The sequence below is a fragment of the Klebsiella sp. RHBSTW-00484 genome, from assembly GCF_013705725.1.
Taxonomy (GTDB): domain Bacteria; phylum Pseudomonadota; class Gammaproteobacteria; order Enterobacterales; family Enterobacteriaceae; genus Klebsiella.
In genome coordinates this window covers 5,309,868-5,323,947 of sequence record NZ_CP055481.1, presented here as the reverse complement: position 1 = coordinate 5,323,947, position 14,080 = coordinate 5,309,868, and the positions used below count along the sequence as shown (strand labels likewise).

Sequence of the window (14,080 nt, the reverse complement as noted above, 5' to 3'; positions counted from 1 at the left end):
TTTGAATGATACTTTGTACCATATTCAGACACTGAAAGCAGCGCCGGAGGTCACAGCGCCAGCCGCATGGTGCAGCGCGTTTCTGGTGCCAGTCCATGTTCCGTTTCAAGCTTCCTTTTTGCCGCCAGCCCTGACGGCAGCGTCAGCTCGTCCAGCATCGAAAAGCCCAGACGGGTATAAAACGGAGTGTTCCACGGCACTTCGCGAAAAGTGGTGAGCGTGACCGCTGGATATTCCGCTCTTCGGGCATTCTCAATCACCTGCTCCAGCATCATGCGGCCAATGCCTCGTCCTTGCCACGCCTGATGGACGGCAATCTCGACGATAAACAGCGCATCATCCAGTGGTTCGGTGAGCAGAAAGCCTATCGGTTGCTCATCGGCCACAGCCAACAGGCTGTGTTCGGTTTCAAGAAACAGCCGGTGGCGATCGGCGCTTATCACCTCGCTTTGCGCCAGCCAGGCCAGCGTCGGGATTTGGCGAAAAGCCTGGGCGGCAGAGCGCTCAATAGCGGGCAGGAGAGGGATATCGCTCTCCTGAGTCAGGCGTAATGTGGTGGTGGCGGTTATAGTGGTAGTTTTCATCACCTCAGCATAGCAGCCTTCGGGAGAAAAACATGGAGCTTACCGCCGTTCCGGCTACCCAGTTCAGTATCGAGCAACTGGCGACTATCCTTAGCGACTGTTTTGAGGATTACCTGGTTCCCGTCGTGCTGTCGGTGGAGGTTTTTGTCCAGCGCTTCAGCGCCGAAGGGCTGAGCCTGCTGGATTCCCGCGTCTGGCTGGATGGCGATGTACCCGCAGCGATGGCCGTTGTCGCCCGACGTGGCGATGAAGCCCGGTTAGCGGCTTTCGGGATGCGGTCCGGGTATCGCGGTAAAGGGCTTGGGCGTCGGTTAATGACGCCGCTGATTGCCTCTTTGCAGGTTCAGGGAGTGCGGCGGATGTGGCTGGAGGTGATCCGTGAAAATCACGCTGCGATGGCGCTGTATCAATCGCTGGGCTTTGAGGTGCGGCACGGGCTGTGTGGCTATTTAAGTTCACAGGTCGGAAGTGATGAGCTGCCCGTGTTGCAAGATTGTGATGTGCTGGCCCTGACGCGCAGGGCCGGCGCAGAGGTTAACGGTCAGCTGCCGTGGCTGATGGACCCGCTCACTTTCAGCACCCTGCCATGCCGGGCGTTCACCCTCAATCAGCGGGCCTTTGCCGTGCTGGCGACGTTAACCAGCAGGCCGCAGATCCAGTTTTTGTGGGTTGAACCCGCCGCCCGCGGGCGCGGGCTGGGACGGGAAATGCTGATTGCTCTTGCCCGCCAGTTTCCGGGGCTCGGCACGTCGGTGACCATCCCGGAAACCTTTACCCCGCTGTTTAAAGCCGCAGGCTATGCGCCATTGGCCTTAAAGCAGTATGAGATGAGCGTGGAATTTAGCGCCCTGTCGTCAGCAGGGCGGTAAGGTTTAGCTGTTACGCGGGTCGCTAATCGGCTGGCGAACCAGGAAAATATAGGCCAGCGCGCCGAGGGCGGTGACGCAGCCGCAGATAATCAGCGCCAGCTGGAATGAGTGGGTGGTATCGACGATAAACCCGGTCACTACAGGGGCAAAGGACGCGCAGATAAAGCTGGCGAAGTTTTGAATGCTGCCGACGGAAGCGGTCATTCGTGAGGCCACCGCGACGTGAATCAATCCCCAGCAGGAGGTTCCGGCAAAGTGAATACAGAACAACGCCATACCGATTAACAGCACCGCGACGATTGATGTTGTCGCCTGGGGTACGACGAGCGTAAACGCGGCGGAACAGAACATACCGGCAATGATACAAATTTTGCGGCTCTTAATCGGGGCCATGCCGCCTTTAACCAGCCAGTCGGTCACGTAGCCGTTGATTAACATGCCTGCGGCACCGAACAGGAACGGGATCGCGGCCATAAAACCGGTACTTTTCAGATCGAGATTATACGCCGTTTGCAGATAGCCCGGCAGCCAGGCCAGATACAGCCACGCGGTATAGTTGATGCCGCTGAAGCCCAGCATCATTCCCCACATGGTTTTGTTTTTGAACAGGCTGCGCCATTCGGCGAAACTTAATGGATCGCGGCGAGCGTTGACGCTTCCGGCATTCAGGTACGCCTGCTCGTCGGCGGTGAGATTGATATCTTCCCGGTTGCGATAGAGCATATACCAGCCGATAGCGACGAAAATTCCCAGCAGACCGATGGTAATAAACATCCAACGCCAGCCCATCACCAGCATCATTGCGGCGAGGATCGGCGGGCTAATGGCGACGCCAATGGTTGAGGCGGCGTTAAAGAAGCCCATCGGACGCCCGCGCTCTTTAATATTAAACCAGTCGTTGATCACCTTGACGCCGCAAGGGTTCATCGGCGCTTCGCCGATCCCCATGCCGATGCGCACCAGGACGAACTGGGTAAAGCTGTGCACCATCCCCGAAACGGCCTGAAACAGTGACCAGAAAAACATCCCCAGCCCTAGCATGATACGGGGGCCTTTACGGTCCAGCAGCGGCCCGCAGGGGAGCTGTGCGATACCGTAGGCCAGAGAGAAGACCGACAGCAGCGCCCCTATTTCGGTGGCGCTTAATCCCAGCTCCTCGCGAATGGTTAGGTTAGCGACGGATAATGAGCTTCGGTCAAGGTAGTTAATGACCGCCGCCAGAAATAACAGAATCATTGCCGTGGTCTGAATTTTCTTAATGCGAGCGCTACGCTGCAATGTATTATTTAACGGAACTGAAACCGTCTCCGCTTTCCCTTTTTCAAAGGTGGTTTGCGGGTCGATAGCTATATTTTTGGGTTCCACGCCGGACTCCTGGCTATTCTATTTGAACGACAAGTGACATTGAGCAGTTTTAAACACCACCCACACATTTAACAGTAAAGTAAGTCGACTTGTTATCAGCATAAATAACCTTTTTTCTCACATTGGATTACGTTTTTAGATTTGTGCTCCTGATAATCATTTGCTGTTTTTAATCGGTACTTAATAAAGCAGGGATTCATTTTGCTTGAGCGAGTTAATCATGGATTGTTTTGCGGAGTTCAGGTGGTTACGCAGCGCCAGGTTGGCGTCCAGGTCGCTGCGGCAGATGAGCGCGCTCAGGATGGTCATGTGTTCATCAATGGCGATGATATTGCGCTGCTTAAGGTCGCTCTCATCCCACTGATAGTGGAAGTGGAAGATAACGGAGATAATCTCAAGTGATTGATTAAAAAATATATTGTCAGCGGCGGAAAGCAGTAGTGTGTGAAAATCTCGATCGAGCTGCGAGAACATGCGAAAGCTGTCGCCGATGCTGTCCCGCAGCGCCCGATGGCGCTCAAGCAGGGTTTTCGCCTGTAGCCAGCGGGCATCGTTATCCGGCAGGTTGAGGAAGTGCTGGAGCGCGTGGGTTTCCAGCATTTCGCGCAGTTCAAACAGCTGCTCCGCCCAGGATTGCTCAAATTTCTTCATATTCCACTGGCCGCGTTTTTCGCTTTCAATCAGGTTGTAGCGGCTGAACTTCAATAAAAATTCTCTTACCACCACCGGGCTGACGCCCGCCGCCCGCGCCAGCTGTAGCTCGGAAAACATCTCTCCGGCGCGCAGCTGGCGCTGATTGATCATGGTGAAAAATGCCTGCTCGAAGAGGCGATTCTGCTCGGACAGCGAGGCGCTGGAGCCGTCGAAGCCGTCATGCACTTCGGGCAGGCGGAGGATCAGGTAATCCTGATTGACCTGACTCAGCACGCCGCGCTCGCATAAGTGGCTGAGGATATGGCGCACGGTGGTGCGGCTGATGTTGTACATCTCCGCCAGCGCGCTTTGCGAGGGCAGCGGCGAGGGGATAAAGCCGCGCGCCATATCGTTAATGACCTGGTTAATCACGTTATGACGAAGGTTTTGTGAACGGCTCATAGGTAATGACTCCAACTTAATGATAGTGTTTTATGTTCAGATAATGCCCGATGACCTTGTCATGCAGCTCCACCGATTTTGAGAACGACAGTGACTTCCGTCCCAGCCTTGCCAGATGTTGTCTCAGATTCAGGTTATGTCGCTCAATGCGCTGAGTGTAACGCTTGCTGATAACGTGCAGCTTTCCCTTCAGGCGGGATTCATACAGCGGCCAGCCATCCGTCATCCATACCACGACCTCAAAGGCCGACAGCAGGCTCAGAAGACGCTCCAGTGTGGCCAGAGTGCGTTCACCGAATACGTGCGCCACAACCGTCTTCCGGAGCCTGTCATACGCGTAAAACAGCCAGCGCTGGCGCGATTTAGCCCCGACGTATCCCCACTGTTCGTCCATTTCCGCGCAGACGATGACGTCACTGCCCGGCTGTATGCGCGAGGTTACCGACTGCGGCCTGAGTTTTTTAAATGGCGGAAAATCGTGTTGAGGCCAACGCCCATAATGCGGGCGGTTGCCCGGCATCCAACGCCATTCATGGCCATATCAATGATTTTCTGGTGCGTACCGGGTTGAGAAGCGGTGTAAGTGAACTGCAGTTGCCATGTTTTACGGCAGTGAGAGCAGAGATAGCGCTGATGTCCGGCGGTGCTTTTGCCGTTACGCACCACCCCGTCAGTAGCTGAACAGGAGGGACAGCTGATAGAAACAGAAGCCACTGGAGCACCTCAAAAACACCATCATACACTAAATCAGTAAGTTGGCAGCATCACCCGGCTCATACATAGACTCCCTGTTTTTTAGATATTAAAACCGGATTTAAAACGGTTTTGTGCGCGAGGTTTCACAATTTTCGTAATGACTTTATCCTGGATTCTGTTTTTCATCGATATCTAAGCCAACAAATACGGAGGCAATAATTATGACGTCGATGAATGCATTAGTGTGTCAGGAACCCAAAAAACTTAACTGGGAAAAACGCCAGATTCCCATTCCTGGCAATGATGAAGTTTTGATTAAAATAAAAGCGGTGGGGATTTGCGGGACGGATATTCATGCGTGGGGCGGTAATCAACCCTTTTTTAGCTACCCGCGAGTACTTGGCCATGAAATATGCGGCGAGATAATTGGCCTCGGTAAAAATATTCTTAATCTGAAGAGCGGACAGCAGGTTGCGGTTATTCCTTACGTGGCCTGTCGTCAGTGTCCGGCCTGCCTGAGCGGGCGGACAAACTGCTGCGAGAAGATTTCAGTCATCGGCGTGCATCGGGACGGTGGATTTAGCGAGTATCTCTGTGTGCCGGTGAAGAACCTGCTGGTGGTTGATGGCGTTGATCCTGAGGCGGTAGCGCTGATTGAACCTTTCGCCATTAGTGCTCACGCGGTGCGTCGCGCGGCTATTCAGCCCGGAGAGCAGGTGCTGGTGGTTGGGGCGGGACCGATTGGCCTGGGTGCGGCGGCAATTGCCAAAGCCGACGGTGCGCAGGTAGTGGTGGCGGATACCAGCCCGGCGCGACGCGATCATGTGGCGCAGCATCTTGGCCTGACCACCCTTGACCCCTCCGATCCGCAGTTTACCGACCAGTTGTGTGAGACGTTTGGCGGCTCTCTGGCGCAAAAAGTGATCGACGCGACGGGGAACCAGCATGCGATGAATAACACCGTGAATTTAATTCGCCACGGCGGCAGCATTGTTTTCGTCGGCCTGTTTAAAGGTGAACTGCAGTTCTCGGACCCGGAGTTTCATAAGAAAGAGACGACCATGATGGGGAGCCGTAACGCGACGGAAGAGGATTTTGCCAAAGTCGGACGGCTGATGGCCGAAGGGAAAGTGACCGCCAGAATGATGCTGACCCATCGTTACGATTTCAAATCGTTGGCTGAAATCTATGAAAGCGAAGTGATTAACAATCGCCAGCTGATCAAAGGCATCATTCATTTTTAGCAGGGAAGGCCATGAAAACATTAAACAGAAAAGAGTTTCCGGGGGCTCAGTACCCGACGCGGGTGATTCAGTTCGGCGAGGGCAATTTCCTGCGGGCATTCGTCGACTGGCAGCTGGATCTGCTGAATGAGCATACCGATCTGGCCGCCGGGGTAACTATTGTTCGCCCGATCAACACCGAGTTTCCGCCATCGCTCAATACCCAGGACGGGCTTTACACCACGGTGATCCGCGGACTGGATGAACGCGGCGAGGCGGTGAGCGAGGCGCGGGTTATTCGCTCCGTTAATAACGAGATCAACCCCTGGCAGGATTTTGCCGACTATCTCGCGCTGGCCCGTAACCCGGAAATTGAGTTCGTGTTTTCGAACACCACCGAAGCGGGCATTAGCTACCATGCCGGAGACCGGCCTGACGATATGCCGCCGGTGAGCTTCCCGGCGAAGCTGACCCAGCTTCTGCTCGAACGGTTCCGCCATTTCGACGGCGCAGCGGATAAGGGGTGGATGATGATTCCCTGCGAGCTGATTGATTATAACGGCGAGGCGCTGAAGGCGCTGGTGCTGCGCTATGCCCAAGAGTGGCAGCTGCCTGCGGCTTTTAGCGACTGGATTGAAACGGCCAATACCTTCTGTTCCACGTTGGTTGACCGCATCGTGACCGGCTACCCGCGTGATGAAGCGCAAACGCTGGAAGCGGAGCTGGGCTATCACGATGCGTTCCTTGATACCGCCGAATACTTCTGGCTGTTTGTGATTCAGGGCCCGCAGACGCTGGCGAAGAAACTGTGCCTTGACCGCTGTCCGCTCAATATTCGCATCGTCGACGATATTCGCCCCTACAAAGAGCGCAAAGTCGCCATTCTCAACGGTGCGCATACCGCGCTGGTCCCCGTCGCGTGGTTGTGCGGCGTGGATACGGTTGGCGAAGCGATGCGGGACGAGGCCATTCGCCGCTATGTGGAGCAAACCATCGGCGAAGAGATTATTCCGGCGCTTGATTTGCCAGCCGATGAGCTACAGCAGTTTGCCGATGCGGTGACCGGGCGCTTTCTCAATCCGTACATTCGCCATCAGCTTTTGTCTATTGCGCTTAACGGTATGACTAAATTCCGTACCCGGATCCTGCCGCAGCTGCTGACGAATATTCGCCAGCATGGCACGATTCCGCCGCGCCTGACGTTCGCCCTGGCGGCGCTGATCGCCTTTTATCGCGGCCAGCGTGACGGGAAGACGTATCCACTACAGGATGATGACGTCTGGTTAACCCGCTTTGCTGAAGGCTGGACGCAAGTGGCGCGCGGTCGCCCGCTGCAAGATCTGGTGGTGGAGGTTTTGCAGGATAAAGCGCACTGGGGTGAGGATCTGACGGCAATCCCTAGACTGGCCGAACAGGTTACGCGGTACCTGGAAGTGATGTTGAGCGCAGGAATGCGCGAGGCCCTGGCACGGCTGTAGTCGGTTTGTTGTGCGGCGTCCGCGGATTTGGACGCCGTTTTTTTTGTGCTCTGAACCGCAAAAAATGAATTAAGCGCCAATGATTAGTGGATTTCCCGCATCATAAGAGCCTATCCCATTAGGGCTATTTTGCTTGCCATTTTGAACCTGGGCAGTGCTCAGAATCCTCACGTACTACGTGTACGCTCCGGTTCTTCCGCGCTGGCCGTGTTCAAACTGCCTGCGCCAATAACGCCTACTGGGAGAGGCTCTAAGTGCCTGCGATGGCGATGATGGGGGATGCATGCGTAAAACAGAACTGTTGGCTTTTCTGCAAAATCAGACGGATTTTTTTGATCCGGATAACCTGAGCGAAGTCTTCACGGCCAGCTATCTGGCTCAGCGTTTTGCGATGCAAAGAAATACCGCCAGCCACTATCTGAACCAGCTGGTTACCCAGGATGTGCTGGTGAAGATCAACACTCGGCCGGTCTATTTTCTGCATAAAAAAGCCTTTCGCCAGCAGTTCTTCCCCCTTTCCCGCAGCGAGTACGCCAGCATGGCGGAGCTGCTTGCTGAAAGCGACCGGCAGCCGGAGCAGGCGGATCATTTTTCACTACTGACCGGCCATGATGGCAGCCTGCGTAAGCCCATTGAGCAGATGAAAACCGCGCTGTTTTATCCCAACGGCGGGCTGCCGCTACTGATTACCGGCGACAGCGGCACCGGCAAAAGCTATATGGCGGAGCTGATGCACGAGTTCGCTATCGCTCAGGGATTGCTGGAGCCGGATGCGCCGTTTATCAGCTTTAACTGCGCCCAGTATGCCAGCAACCCGGAGCTACTGGCCGCCAACTTGTTTGGCTACGTCAAAGGCGCGTTTACCGGCGCGCAGAGCGATAAAGCCGGGGCGTTTGAGGCGGCAAACGGCGGTATGCTGTTTCTTGATGAAGTCCATCGCCTGGATGCGCAGGGGCAGGAGAAGCTTTTCACCTGGCTGGACCGCAAGGAGATCTACCGGGTGGGGGAAACGGCGCAGGGGTTGCCGATTTCGCTGCGGCTGGTATTTGCCACCACCGAAGATATTCATAGCACCTTTCTGACCACTTTTATTCGCCGCATTCCAATCCTCGTCAGCCTGCCGGATTTGCAAAACCGCAGTCGTCACGAGAAAGAAGCGTTAACGTTGCAGTTTTTCTGGCAGGAGGCGCGCACGCTCGCCGCCCGGCTGCAGCTGACACCGCGGCTTTTACAGGTGCTGGCTCACTATGTTTATCGCGGCAACGTGGGTGAACTGAAGAACGTGATTAAGTACGCGGTGGCGTCGGCATGGGCTAAATGCCCCGGTAGCGAGGTGCTTAACGTCACTTTGCATGACCTGCCGGAAAATATCATGGCCGCAACGCCTGCGCTGAGTGAACCGATGGGCCAGGAGGAGCCGCTGCTCGTCGAACCGCAGACCAGCCTGGTCTGGCTACTGCGCGCGCGCGACCCGGTGCAGGGGCTGATTTACGATACGCAATGCCGCGTTCTGGCGCTGTACGAGGCGGTGCTGAGTAAAAAAACGCACTGGGAAGAGGCGCAAAAAAGCATGGGCGAGGAGATTGAAACCCTCTTCGATCGGCTAATTTTCGATAATCACGATGCCAACAGCTCGCATATGCTGCTGCTGATCACCCACCAGGTGCGGGAAGAGTTTTATCGCCTTGAAAAGCGTTTCAATATCCAGTTTAACGGCAACTGTATCTACGCCCTGAGCCACTACCTGATACATCGTTCCCGCCAGGCGCAATCCCGGATGAGCAGCGAGAAAAGCCGCCAACTGGAGGACTTTCTGGCGCAGAAATTCCCGCTGCTGTATCGCTTTTGCGAAGAGATCCTCGCCGCGCTGGCGCTGAAGTTGGATATCGAGCCCCGGCGCATTGACCTGCTGTTATTGGTGCTGTGGCTGCAAAAAACCGGCGCAATCAGCCAGCAGCAGGTGACTCGCGCAATAATTGTGGCCCACGGCTACGCCACCGCCAGCAGTATCGCTAACGTGGCGAACCGGCTGTTGAAAAGCCAGCTGTTTGAGTCATTTGATATGCCGCTCGACGTCACGCCGGAGGCTATCGCCGACCAGGTGATAAGCTACATTGAGAGCCACGCGCTGGCCTCCGGGCTAATCATTCTGGTCGATATGGGTTCGCTGAAGGCGATTCATAGCCACTTTAACCGCCGCCTGACCACCCCGATGGCGATTATTAATAACGTCTCGACCGGGATGGCGATGTACGTTGGCGAGCGCATTTTACAGGGTGATATGCTGGAGGATATCGTCCGTGAGATTGGCGATGACCTCGCGGTTGAGCATCAGCTCTACTACCCGCAAACCGACAAACCTCGGGCAATTCTTACCACCTGCGCCACCGGTCTGGGGGCCGCAGCCAATCTGTCGGCGCTGTTAAAAGCCAGCATTCCTGAATCCCTCGGCATTGATATTGTGGCCTGTGATGTGGAAACTCTCGCCGATCCCGCACGGCGGGAGTCGATGCTGAGCCGCTACGAGGTGCTGGCGATCGTTGGCACCCTGGATCCGCATCTGGCCGAACTGCCGTGGATCTCGCTCGATTCGCTGATTTCTGGCGAAGGAAGCCGGCCGCTGATGCGTATCTTCGGCGAACTGGCGACAGCTGAGCAGGTCAGCGAAATCAATAACCTGATCCTGAAGAATTTCTCGCTGCGCAGGGTGATCGAGTCGGTGACGATCCTCGATACCGGGAAGGTGATCAATCAGGTCGAGCAGTTTTTACTGCGCTATGAGCATCTGGCCGGTTGCGATGTGCCCAACGATCGTAAGGTGGCGCTGTATGTGCATATTAGCTGTCTGATTGAGCGGTTAATTCGCAACGCTTCACCGACCCATTACTCGGGAAGGCAGTGTCCGCAGAGTGAGCTGGTTATTCTGCGTGAGGCCTTTAGTGTCATAGAGAGTGGATATAGTGTCAAAATCCCCCCGGTTGAGCTGTATTACATTCACGATATCCTGACGCGGGAAACGGAATTTATTCAGGAAGATCAAGAGTTTTAATTCCTTTCGTCTGTTCGTCCTTACGCTAACCTGCGCGCCACTGTTTCTGGCACGCCGGTTGCAATTAAGAAAGCAGTGGAATGCGCTTTCGAGGTAAGGATGAAACGACACTATATTTTTGCCAGCCATGGCACCTTTGCTAACGGTCTGTTGAATTCCGTGGAGCTGATCCTCGGTAAACAGCCGGATATTCATACCCTGTGCGCCTATGTGGAGGAGGAGGTCGATCTGACGCAGCAGGTGGAGACGCTGCTGGCGCGTTTTCCCGCCGAGGATGAACTGATTGTGATTACGGATATCTTCGCCGGTAGCGTCAATAATGAGTTTGTGCGCTTTTTATCGCGCCCAAACTTTCATTTATTGTCCGGTTTAAATCTGCCATTAATTATTGACCTGCTTATTTCGGCAGGGGAAGAAAATACCGAAAAGCTAATTTCTGAAGCATTAATAAGCGCCAAAGAGAGCATTCAGTACTGCAATCAGACGATTGCCAGTGCGATGACCACTGATAAAGACTTCTGAAATGAGGGAACACTATGATTACGCTTTTAAGGGTAGACCATCGATTACTTCACGGACAGGTAGCCTTTTCCTGGACGCAATATGTCGGTGCCGATTGTATTTTGATCGCTAACGATAATGTCCCTAACGATGAACTACGTAAAACGACGATTAAGCTCGCTAAGCCGCCGTCGGTAAAACTGGTAATTAAAAATATTGATGACTCCATTGAGGCAATTAAAAGCGGCGTTACCGATAAATATAATTTATTTATTGTTGTTGAATCGGTGGACGATGCCTGGCGTATTGCCAATGCGGTGGGAAATATCAAGAGCATTAATCTTGGCGGGATTAAAGCGAAAGAGGGCAGCAAGAATATCTCTAAGGCAATTAATTTACTGCCAAAAGAAATAGAACAGCTGCAACAACTGGTTGGGAATGGCGTTGAGGTTGAAATTCGCCAGGTCCCTAACGATCGCAAACAGCTTTTTGCGGAATGTGTTTAATTCCGGAGGACAGATTATGGTAGAGGCTCTGTTACTCGGTCTGGTGGCGTTTATTGCGCAATCAGAATACGCATTGGGGACGTCGCTGATTTCACGGCCTATCGTCACCGGGCTGCTGACCGGGCTGGTGCTCGGGGATGTGCAGACCGGCGTGATCATGGGCGCGACGCTGGAGCTAGCGTTTATTGGATCCTTCTCCGTCGGCGCGTCGATCCCGCCTGATGTGGTCACCGGCGGCATTCTTGGGGTGGCGTTCGCCATTACCTCCGGCGCGGGAACGGAAACGGCGCTGCTGCTAGGCCTGCCGATTGCCACCCTGACGTTGATCCTGAAAAACGTCTATCTGGGGATGTTTATTCCGATGCTCAGCCAGAAGGCCGACGGCTACGCAGAACAGGCGGATACGCGCGGCATTGAACGAATGCATCTGATTGCCGGATTTGGGTTGTCGTTGATGCTGGCGACGGTGGTGACCGTGTCGTTCCTGGTCGGCAGCAATGCGGTGAAATCCCTGCTCGATACGATCCCGGAATTTATCAAACACGGCCTGAGCGTGGCGACCGGAATTATCCCAGCGTTGGGCTTCGCGATGCTCGCCAGATTACTGATTAATAAGAAGGTCGCGCCGTACTTTTTCCTCGGCTTTGTGCTGATGGCCTACCTGAAAATCCCGGTGACCGGTATCGCCATTCTCGGCGCTATCGTGGCGGTAGTGATGGTTAACGTCACCGCGTTTAGCTCACCTCGTACGACGACAGAACAAGGAGTCAGCGATGACGACGAAGATGATTTCTGAAGAGACCCTGCAGCCGCAGGAGCAGGAAGAGACGAGCATTACGCCGCGTGATTTACGCCGGGTATTCTGGCGCTCCTTCCAGATGGAGTTCTCCTGGAACTATGAGCGGCAGATGAACCTCGCCTTTGTTTACGCGCTGATTCCGGTGCTGAAAAAGCTCTATCCGCGCAAAGAGGAGCTGGCTGGAGCATTAAAACGGCATCTGGTTTTCTTTAATACCACGCCGCATATCGTCACCCTGCTGCTGGGGATCACCACGGCGATGGAGGAGAAAAATAGCCAGCAGAAAAACATGGATGCCAACGCGATTGATAACGTCAAGGCGTCGCTGATGGGGCCGCTGGCCGGACTGGGTGACTCCTTCTTCTGGGGCACGCTGCGCCTGATCGCCACAGGGATCGGCACCAGCCTGGCGCTGAAGGGCAACATTCTTGGGCCGATTCTGTTTCTGCTGGTGTTTAACGTGCCGCATATCCTGGTGCGCTGGCTGTTTACACGTTGGGGCTATGTGCTGGGCACCGGGGTACTGCAGCGGATCCAGAAGAGCGGAATGATGGAGAGCCTGACCTACGGGGCGTCGATTATCGGTCTGATGGTGGTGGGGGCGATGACCGCCTCAATGATTGATATCACCATCCCCATCTCCTTCGGCGCCGGGGAGGCGAAGACCCAGGTGCAGGACATTATCAACGACATTATGCCCTGTATGCTGCCGTTGGTGAGCTTCGGCATTGTCTACTGGCTGCTGGGGCGCAAGGTTAAGCCGCTCTCGATCATCGGCGGTATGGCGCTGGTGGGTATTGCGGGCTCGTGGATTGGATTGTTTTAACGGGAGTGAGCTATGAAACCAACGATGATGACTTACATCAGTGAAGAATCCGCCTGCCTGACGCAGATCCTTCGCGACTACCGGCAAAAGCTGGCGGCGATTGACACCTTTGCTCGCCAGCACCCGGTGCGCCGTATTCTACTGCTGGCGACCGGATCATCGCTAAATGCCGCCCTTTGTGCGCGCTATTTCTTTGAACAACGCTTTGGCGTACTGGTGGAGATTAAAGAGCCGTACAACTTTACCCACTATGAGTCCATCGACCCGCATACCGACCTGGTGGTGGCGATTTCGCAGAGCGGAAAAAGCGCCTCGACGCTGGAGGCGATGCGTAAAGTGCAGGCGGCGAATCTACCGGTTTTTGCTCTGACCTCAGACCCGCAAAGCCCGATAGCTCAGGCCTGTGACGGGGTGCTGGATATCAATACTGGCATCGAGAGCGTGGGGTTTGTCACCCGCGGATTTAGCGCCACGGTGCTGAATTTGCTGCTGATGGCGCTGATAATTGCCCGCAGCCAGGGGAAAGCTAGCGAGGCTGAGGAGCAGCGCTATCTTGCCGAATTGCAGCGTCTGGCGGCGGCGATCCCGGATGTGATTGTCCGCACTTCGCGTTTTATCGACTTGCATGGTGAAACGCTGCGCGGCGGCGAGCGCTTCGTCGCCACCGGCTATGGCGCGCTGGTTGGGGTGGCGAAGGAGTTCGAAACCAAATTTACCGAGACGGTGCGCGCGCCTTCCAGCGGTTTTGAGCTGGAAGCGTATATGCACGGCCCTTATCTGGAGGCCAATGCCCGCCATGTGATGCTGTTTATTGAAGACGCGCCGGATGAGCGCACCCGCGCGCTGCGCGATTATATGGCGCCGTCCATTGCCCAGGCCTTTACGTTGACGCTGAGCGGTGAGGAAGATGAGCAAACGCTGGCACTAAATTGCCCGTGTGAACATCACCTGGCGCCGCTGCTGCTGATTGTGCCTGTCCAAATGCTCGCCTGGCATACCGCCGGACTCAAGGGCATCGATCTTGCAATACGTATTTTTGACGATTTTGACCGCGTATTAAAAAGTAAAATCTGATTATTCAGGAGAAAA

Annotated in this window: 13 protein-coding genes; 9 read left to right on the top strand and 4 right to left on the bottom strand. The window is 54.9% G+C overall.

The window, feature by feature from the left end; genetic code table 11:
- Nucleotides 1-50: 50 nt before the first annotated feature.
- Nucleotides 51-584, bottom strand: coding sequence for a GNAT family N-acetyltransferase (locus HV213_RS25020; protein WP_181483736.1), 534 nt, complete (start codon nucleotides 582-584; stop codon nucleotides 51-53).
- 32 nt (nucleotides 585-616) lie between these two features.
- Between HV213_RS25020 and HV213_RS25015 the strand changes: the two genes are divergently transcribed.
- Nucleotides 617-1,453 (top strand): GNAT family N-acetyltransferase, encoded by an 837-nt coding sequence (locus HV213_RS25015; protein WP_181483735.1) that lies wholly within the window; start codon nucleotides 617-619, stop codon nucleotides 1,451-1,453.
- Between the two features lie 3 nt (nucleotides 1,454-1,456).
- Here the strand turns inward: HV213_RS25015 and HV213_RS25010 are convergent, their stop codons facing one another.
- From HV213_RS25010 to HV213_RS25000, 3 genes are all read right to left on the bottom strand, one after another.
- A complete protein-coding gene (locus HV213_RS25010) occupies nucleotides 1,457-2,818 on the bottom strand; it encodes an MFS transporter (protein ID WP_181483734.1) in 1,362 nt (453 codons plus the stop codon).
- A 180-nt stretch (nucleotides 2,819-2,998) separates the two neighbouring features.
- On the bottom strand, nucleotides 2,999-3,913 hold the full coding sequence (locus HV213_RS25005; RefSeq protein ID WP_181483733.1) for a GntR family transcriptional regulator: 915 nt from the start codon (nucleotides 3,911-3,913) through the stop codon (nucleotides 2,999-3,001).
- A gap of 16 nt (nucleotides 3,914-3,929) precedes the next feature.
- A protein-coding gene (locus HV213_RS25000; protein ID WP_223335778.1) for an IS1 family transposase occupies nucleotides 3,930-4,627 on the bottom strand; the annotation gives its coding sequence in 2 pieces (ribosomal slippage) (nucleotides 3,930-4,378 and nucleotides 4,378-4,627; 699 coding nt in all).
- Nucleotides 4,628-4,830: 203 nt separating this feature from the next.
- On the opposite strand from HV213_RS25000, the gene HV213_RS24995 reads away from it, so the two are divergent.
- From HV213_RS24995 to HV213_RS24960, 8 genes are all read left to right on the top strand, one after another.
- A complete protein-coding gene (locus HV213_RS24995) occupies nucleotides 4,831-5,853 on the top strand; it encodes a zinc-binding alcohol dehydrogenase family protein (protein WP_181483732.1) in 1,023 nt (340 codons plus the stop codon).
- A gap of 11 nt (nucleotides 5,854-5,864) precedes the next feature.
- Complete coding sequence (locus HV213_RS24990) at nucleotides 5,865-7,310, top strand: tagaturonate reductase (RefSeq protein ID WP_181483731.1); 1,446 nt, start codon at nucleotides 5,865-5,867, stop codon at nucleotides 7,308-7,310.
- A gap of 283 nt (nucleotides 7,311-7,593) precedes the next feature.
- The gene (locus HV213_RS24985) at nucleotides 7,594-10,359 is read left to right on the top strand and encodes a sigma 54-interacting transcriptional regulator (protein ID WP_181483730.1); all 2,766 of its coding nucleotides are present in this window, start codon (nucleotides 7,594-7,596) and stop codon (nucleotides 10,357-10,359) included.
- A 99-nt stretch (nucleotides 10,360-10,458) separates the two neighbouring features.
- Entirely contained in the window at nucleotides 10,459-10,881 is a 423-nt protein-coding gene (locus HV213_RS24980) for a PTS sugar transporter subunit IIA (RefSeq protein WP_181483729.1), read from the top strand.
- Nucleotides 10,882-10,895: 14 nt separating this feature from the next.
- On the top strand, nucleotides 10,896-11,366 hold the full coding sequence (locus HV213_RS24975; protein ID WP_181483728.1) for a PTS sugar transporter subunit IIB: 471 nt from the start codon (nucleotides 10,896-10,898) through the stop codon (nucleotides 11,364-11,366).
- 16 nt (nucleotides 11,367-11,382) lie between these two features.
- Nucleotides 11,383-12,162, top strand: coding sequence for a PTS mannose/fructose/sorbose/N-acetylgalactosamine transporter subunit IIC (locus HV213_RS24970; protein ID WP_181483727.1), 780 nt, complete (start codon nucleotides 11,383-11,385; stop codon nucleotides 12,160-12,162).
- Entirely contained in the window at nucleotides 12,140-12,991 is an 852-nt protein-coding gene (locus HV213_RS24965) for a PTS system mannose/fructose/sorbose family transporter subunit IID (RefSeq protein WP_181483726.1), read from the top strand. The genes HV213_RS24970 and HV213_RS24965 overlap by 23 nt, the downstream gene beginning before the upstream one ends.
- A 12-nt stretch (nucleotides 12,992-13,003) precedes the next feature.
- Complete coding sequence (locus tag HV213_RS24960; RefSeq protein ID WP_181483725.1) at nucleotides 13,004-14,065, top strand: SIS domain-containing protein; 1,062 nt, start codon at nucleotides 13,004-13,006, stop codon at nucleotides 14,063-14,065.
- Nucleotides 14,066-14,080 lie beyond the last annotated feature (15 nt).